This is a genomic window from Paludibacter sp. 221 (genome assembly GCF_010501035.1).
Classification (GTDB): Bacteria; Bacteroidota; Bacteroidia; order Bacteroidales; family Paludibacteraceae; genus QVMH01.
The window spans coordinates 29772-36184 of record NZ_QVMH01000035.1; the positions used below are offsets into that span (position 1 = coordinate 29772).

At 40.4% G+C, this 6413-nt stretch carries 5 protein-coding genes; 3 read left to right on the forward strand and 2 right to left on the reverse strand.

Going from position 1 to position 6413, the window contains the following annotated elements:
- Positions 1 to 218 precede the first annotated feature (218 nt).
- Entirely contained in the window at positions 219 to 737 is a 519-nt protein-coding gene (rimM, locus tag D0T49_RS08425; protein WP_163630306.1) for a ribosome maturation factor RimM, read from the reverse strand.
- A 636-nt stretch (positions 738 to 1373) separates the two neighbouring features.
- Here rimM and D0T49_RS08430 point away from each other — a divergent pair.
- The 3 genes from D0T49_RS08430 to D0T49_RS08440 all read left to right on the forward strand — a co-directional run bounded on the left by D0T49_RS08430 (position 1374) and on the right by D0T49_RS08440 (position 5080).
- Complete coding sequence (locus D0T49_RS08430; protein WP_163630307.1) at positions 1374 to 3023, forward strand: glycoside hydrolase family 28 protein; 1650 nt, start codon at positions 1374 to 1376, stop codon at positions 3021 to 3023.
- A 266-nt stretch (positions 3024 to 3289) separates the two neighbouring features.
- Complete coding sequence (locus D0T49_RS08435) at positions 3290 to 4483, forward strand: DUF4861 domain-containing protein (protein WP_163630308.1); 1194 nt, start codon at positions 3290 to 3292, stop codon at positions 4481 to 4483.
- Between the two features lie 183 nt (positions 4484 to 4666).
- Positions 4667 to 5080, forward strand: coding sequence for a DUF3788 family protein (locus D0T49_RS08440; RefSeq protein ID WP_163630309.1), 414 nt, complete (start codon positions 4667 to 4669; stop codon positions 5078 to 5080).
- A 49-nt stretch (positions 5081 to 5129) separates the two neighbouring features.
- Here D0T49_RS08440 and ychF read toward each other — a convergent pair whose 3' ends face one another.
- Positions 5130 to 6230, reverse strand: coding sequence for a redox-regulated ATPase YchF (ychF, locus tag D0T49_RS08445; RefSeq protein WP_163630310.1), 1101 nt, complete (start codon positions 6228 to 6230; stop codon positions 5130 to 5132).
- Between the last annotated feature and the right edge of the window lie 183 nt (positions 6231 to 6413).

The following is a 6413-nucleotide window of genomic DNA, read 5'->3' on the forward strand; positions in this document are numbered from 1 at the left end:
CGGAGTGCATATATTTGAATTTTAATATATCAACCGATATAAAGCACTGGTAATTGCAACTGTAATTTTTTATTGAATATAATCTCTAATAAAAGAATAATATTTTGTTTTTTCAGTGTAAAATTGTGTGCAGCAAAGGTGGTTCAATCCGTTGTGTTATTTATAATGCGTTCGGCACTAAAAATGTTGTATTTTTCTTTTTTTTGCAACTTATAGGTTTATAAATCCAGTAACCCTTCGGGGATATTCATTTTGATTGTTTTTTTGTTGTGGTCTATCTCTTCGATAAAATCATCGTTTGCGGGTATTAAAAGCTCTTCCGAATCACTGTTTAATACAAAAAGAACATTCTCGGTCGAGTCGTCGATGGCTGTAATACGTCCTAATTCATTTCCTTTTTCGTCCATTATACCGAACCCGACGAAATACTCCATTGTCAATTCGTCTTCTTCTACCTTTTCGCGAAAGGACATGGGCAGGTAAACCGTTTGCCCGTTAAACTCACGTGCCTGCTCTTCGCTATCTACGTCTTGCAGTTTGAGCAGGGCGGTGGTGTCAGTCTTAAAGCGGTAACTATCTATATAAAATGGCACTAAAATACCATCCATCTCGAATATAAAGAACTCTGCATTTTCCGTGTCAAACACATCTGTGGTGAAGGTGAAAGACATTTCGCCGTTTATACCGTGCGGTTTGTTTATTTTCCCTACCGGAAACACATCTTCTTTGTTTATCATATCTGTTCAGAATTAGTTGTTTTCTCTTAAGTACTGCTCAACAAAAATACATAAAAAACAACATATAGCGACGATACAAGTGCAAATTAAGGTAGCCGTATCAAAATCATATTTTAAATATGTATTTTATCAAATGCTATTTAATTGTTGCACTACTTCAAAGTCCCTCTCAAAAATTCTCTTCCATTTTCTTTCTCCTAAAGGAGAAAGTCCCCGCAGGGGGATAGAGGTCAAGAGCGGGATTTAGGGAGAGTTCTTGATATTCTCATTCCTTTATTCTTTGTCCTCGAGCCGGACAGGCTCTTCCTTTTTCCTATAGCTGAAAAAGGAAGCNACAGGCTTTGAAACTCCTCGCTTCGCTCGTCAAACAGCAAATCCTGTTTAACGCTACGTTACGCTGAATTTCTTTACGCTCACCAGCTGAGGCGGGATAGTTAGCTTCGGCTACGAAAGGAAATAAATACTAAATCAATATATTTTAGTTGGTTTTGATCGGGTTGTTTTAACAAGAAATAGGTTGAAGCGTCAAAAAAGCACTTCTTTTGCGTCAAAAAATACACAACGAGATTAAGTGTGGAATATATTTTTGTTTCTTGAAAAATTACCATTGTTTTAGGCAGCAAAATATATTTTATCATGATATTACTTAAAAAAATCGGAAACTTAAAAAAAGTAATCTTGCTTTCCGGCTTGCTTTCGTTGGTCGGTTGTTCTCAGATAGTTAAAAATCAATACCAACCCATTACTCAGGACGAGTTAAATGCTTATTATACAGATATACCATTCGATATGCCGCAGGTTCAGCTCCCTGTTTTTAACAATTACGAAGTGAGTATTGTTAAATTTGGGGCGGTAGCAGACGGGCAAGCCCTCAATACCGAAGCAATACAAGAAGCGATAGACCATGTGGCGGAAAAAGGTGGTGGAAGGGTTGTAATACCCGAAGGTACGTGGCTTACAGGCCCTATAACGCTGAAAAGCAATGTAAACCTGCATGCCGAAGTAAACTCTTTAATCGTATTTAGCCCCGACTATAACTTGTACCCTATTGTAGATGCTTCTTTTGAAGGGCTGAACACTAAGCGTGCGCAATCGCCAATTACTGTGCGCAACGCGGAGAACGTAGCAATCACCGGACAAGGTGTGTTCAACGGGGCGGGTGACGCATGGCGTCCTGTCAAACGCGATAAAATGACTGAAAAACAATTCAAGGACTTGATAAAGAGCGGAGGCGTGCTGAGCGACGATGGCAAAATGTGGTTTCCTTCTGAGGCTTCGAAACGTGCAAATGCTATGTGTGTAGACCAGAATGTGCCGGTTGGCCCTCAAACAGATGAAGAGTGGCTTGCGATACACGATTTTTTACGTCCTGTACTTATCAATATCATATCGAGTAAAAACGTTCTTCTTGATGGGGTGACTTTTGAAAATTCGCCAAGCTGGAATATTCACCCGTTGATGTCGGAAAATGTTGTATTAAGCAACCTGACTGTACGCAATCCGTGGTATTCGCAAAATGGCGATGGCGTTGATTTGGAGTCGTGCAAAAACTCATTGATAGTGAATTGCAATTTCGATGTGGGCGATGATGCTATTTGTATGAAATCGGGTAAAAACGAGGATGGCCGCAACCGTAATATGCCTACCGAAAACGTGATTGTAAAAAACTGTGTGGTTTATCACGGTCATGGAGGTTTTGTGGTAGGTAGCGAGATGTCGGGCGATGTACGCAATATCTGGGTAAGCTCCTGCTCGTTTATCGGCACCGATGTAGGGTTACGTTTTAAGAGCACACGCGGACGTGGAGGAGTTGTTGAGAATATCTATATTACCGACATCAATATGGTTAATATACCAACCGACCCACTTTTGTTCGACCTGTTTTATGGAGGTAAAGCTCCGGGCGAAGAGGATGATAACACTCAGGGTAATAATGGTAGTAGTGTGATTCCTCCTGTTACGGTAGAAACGCCTTCTTTCCGCGATATTTATATTAAAAACGTGGTTTCGAATGGCTCAAACCGTGCCATGTATTTCAATGGCTTACCCGAAATGAAGGTAAAGAACATTGTGATTGAAAACTCGATATTCAAATCGAAACAAGGCGCGGTGATTAACCATACGGATGGAGTAATTCTTAAAAATGTACAAATAGACCGCTCGAAAGGAAATATGGTAAGTATTAGCAATGTAGATAATGCTGTGTTTGAGAATGTTGTCAGTTCGAAAGGAGAAAAATTGGTCCTGAACAAAAAAGGAGAAAATAAAAATATCGCACTGAAATAAGTGTTTATTAGCATGTAGTTTGATGTTTCGCAAGTGCAAAACGCAAGGATAGGGTTATTCTTTGCGTTTTGCCATTTTTAATTGCAATGTAATCAGTATATTTATTGTTTTGATTTTTGGGGGGGAAGTTGGAAAAAATTAAGGTGTAAAGCGGACTTTAAGCCGCTATACATCGTTACCGTGCAGTGGCTTTGTGCCGCTTGTCGGATAATCTGACAAGAAAGAATCGACACTACTAACTATTGACTTGTAACTAATATATTATTATGAAAAAAATTATCCTTTTTGCGTTTATATTAATTTGCCCCGCAGCGTTTTGTGCCGGTGTAAAATTGACTGTTGAAAATCCGAATGAGAGTGCTGTTAGCGATGCTCCCGTAGTAGTGGTGCTGAACGAGTTACAAAAAATAAAAAAAGAAAAGCGTGGTGAATTGGCAGTATTTGCCGATGGGAAAGAAATAAGCAGCCAACTCGACGATTTGGATGGAGACGGAATTGTAGACGAGTTGGTTTTCCTGATGGATTTCGCCCCGGGAGAAGTACGGAATGTTACATTAAAAACAATAAAACCATCGAAACGTAAAACATTTCCTAAAGAGGTATATGCCGACCTTATACTAAAGGAAAAGGACGGTACGATGAAGTATGTAACTTCTGCTTCGTCTGCCCAAAATGATATGTATAACAAGCTGCATCATCACGGAGTGGCTTTCGAGTCGGCATTGATGGCTTACCGTATCTATTTTGATAACAAAAGTACAATAGACATATACGGTAAAAAGAAAAAGCAATTGGAATTGGCCAAAACAGGCTGGTATCCCACCGACGAGCAGTTGAAGCAAGGTTTTGGCGATGATATTTTGCGTGTTTCGGGCTCGGCAGGAGTGGGGACGGTAAAGGGTTGGAATGGGACGAAAGCTATCCATATTGATAAGTTCGAGAGGCGTACTCAGCGAATTGTAGCGCAAGGAAATCTTAGAACGGTTTCGGAAAGCATTGTTGAAGGCTGGGAGTATGAAGGAAAGAAAATAGATATGACCGTTCGCTATATTCAATACGCACGCCACCGCGATGCGATAGCCGAGGTTACAGCATCGGAAAATATCGAGTGTCTTGCTACCGGAGTACAGAAGATAGCTAACGGCACGCTTTTTTCGGATAACAAAGGGCTGATTGGTTCGTGGGGTAGTGATTATCCGCAAAACGATACCGTTAAGTACAGCAAAGAGACTGTAGGTTTAGGCGTGTATGTTCCTACCGGGTATGTAAAAGAGCATACTGCGGATAAAGTAAACAATCTTATACTGATGACATACAATAAAAGAGAGATTTTACGTTTTTATTTAACTGCTGTTTGGGCAAGGGAGGAGTTTTCCGATATAAAGGATGAGAAGCAGTTTTTCGATTATCTGAATAGCTGGGCGTCTGCATTGCAACCCGTTGTGTTGAAGTATAAATAAGAAGCTACAAGTAATTAGTTACTTTGTCTTAACGCATCCGACAAGCGGCACAAAGCCGCTGTGCAGCGAAAAAACATAGAATACAATAGAAATTACCCGTAAACTATGTGTCCTTATGTGTAAACTAACTGAACCTGTGTGGCGAAAAACATAAACTTATAGTATGTGCTTATGTCTGAAAAAATGCAGTTACTAAGAGAACCCACAATAGAGCCAACCGACAATGTGTTGAAAGATGCTCTTGGCACAGCCGTTTTTGATGTTTACAAAGATTTGCTAAGCATAACGGCCGAACTGGTATTGACTACTGAATGGAGATACTATAACGATGGTAAAGCATGGTTGTGTAAGGTTGTCCATAAAAAGAAAACAGTATTTTGGTTATCCGTTTGGGACGGCTTTATTAAAACCAGCTTTTTCTTTACGGAGAAAACCCGCGATGGAGTTCTCGAATTGCCTGTAAATGATGGTATCAAAAAGGATTTTCTCGAAAGAAAGAGCACAGGTAAACTACTTCCCTTAATCTTGGATATAGATAAGAAAGAACAGTTAGCCGATTTAAAAGAAATAGCCCGATATAAAATAAGCCTGAAGTAACTCAGGCTTATTTTATATATCGAATCAAATTTTTTTATTCAGGTTTCCCTTATACATTGAATCTGAAATGCATGATGTCGCCATCCTGCACGATGTATTCTTTGCCTTCCACACTCATTTTTCCTGCTTCCTTACAGGCTGCTTCTGAACCATATGAAATAAAATCGTCGTATTTGATTACTTCGGCACGGATAAAACCTTTCTCAAAATCGGTGTGGATAACACCCGCACACTGGGGAGCCTTCCAGCCTCTTTCAAAAGTCCATGCACGTACTTCCTGCACACCTGCAGTGATGTATGTCTGCAAGTCGAGCAGTTTGTATGCCGCTTTTATCAGGCGGGCAACTCCTGACTCTTTCAATCCTACTTCTTCCAGAAACATCTGGCGTTCTTCGTAGGTTTCGAGTTCTGCAATATCGGCTTCGGTAGCAGCAGCTACAATCAGTATCTCTGCGTTTTCGTCTTTTACCGCTTCGCGTACTGCGTCGACGTAGGCATTACCGTTTACCGCCGAAGCCTCATCTACGTTGCATACGTACATCACAGGCTTATCGGTAAGTAATCCTAAGTCTTTTACCAGTTTTTTCTGCTCCTTATCAATTTCTACCGTACGAGCCGATTTTCCTTGCAAAAGGGCATCGCGGTATTGCACCAAAATATCGTATACGGCTTTAGCCTGCTTATCGCCTCCGGTTTGCGCCTGCTTCTGAACTTTGCTTATACGGCTTTCTACTGTTTCCAAATCTTTCAGTTGCAGCTCCGTGTCAATTATTTCTTTATCGCGCACAGGGTTTATACTGCCGTCGACGTGTGTAATGTTTTCATTCTCGAAACAACGCAGTACGTGTAGGATAGCGTCTGTTTCGCGGATATTTGCCAAGAATTTGTTGCCTAATCCTTCGCCCTTGCTTGCACCCTTTACAAGGCCTGCTATATCTACTATTTCCACTGTAGTGGGTACAATGCGGTTTGGGTTGATTAATTCGGCCAGTTTGTTCAGTCGTTCGTCCGGTACGGTAATTACACCTACATTTGGTTCGATAGTACAAAAAGGGAAGTTTGCAGCTTGTGCTTTTGCATTGGACAAGCAGTTGAACAAAGTGGATTTACCTACATTCGGCAATCCTACAATACCACATTGAAGAGCCATACTTTTTTAATGAATTGAATTAGAAATTTAGGGGTGCAAAGGTACGAATAAAAAACGTCAGTACGAAATTGCTTTCGGAAAGCCTCAAGGCAATCGTATCTGAATTAAATTTAAAAATCTATATTTTATCAGATATTGTTCTTTTGTTTCTCAGTCTCAAAGTCCCTCTCAAAAATTCTCTTC

Coding starts and splice junctions, on each gene's coding strand:
- D0T49_RS08440 (WP_163630309.1), top strand. CDS start 4,667: ATGCAGTTACTAAGAGAACCCACAATAGAGCCAACCGACAATGTGTTG.
- D0T49_RS08430 (WP_163630307.1), top strand. CDS start 1,374: ATGATATTACTTAAAAAAATCGGAAACTTAAAAAAAGTAATCTTGCTT.
- rimM (WP_163630306.1), bottom strand. CDS start 737: ATGATAAACAAAGAAGATGTGTTTCCGGTAGGGAAAATAAACAAACCG.
- ychF (WP_163630310.1), bottom strand. CDS start 6,230: ATGGCTCTTCAATGTGGTATTGTAGGATTGCCGAATGTAGGTAAATCC.
- D0T49_RS08435 (WP_163630308.1), top strand. CDS start 3,290: ATGAAAAAAATTATCCTTTTTGCGTTTATATTAATTTGCCCCGCAGCG.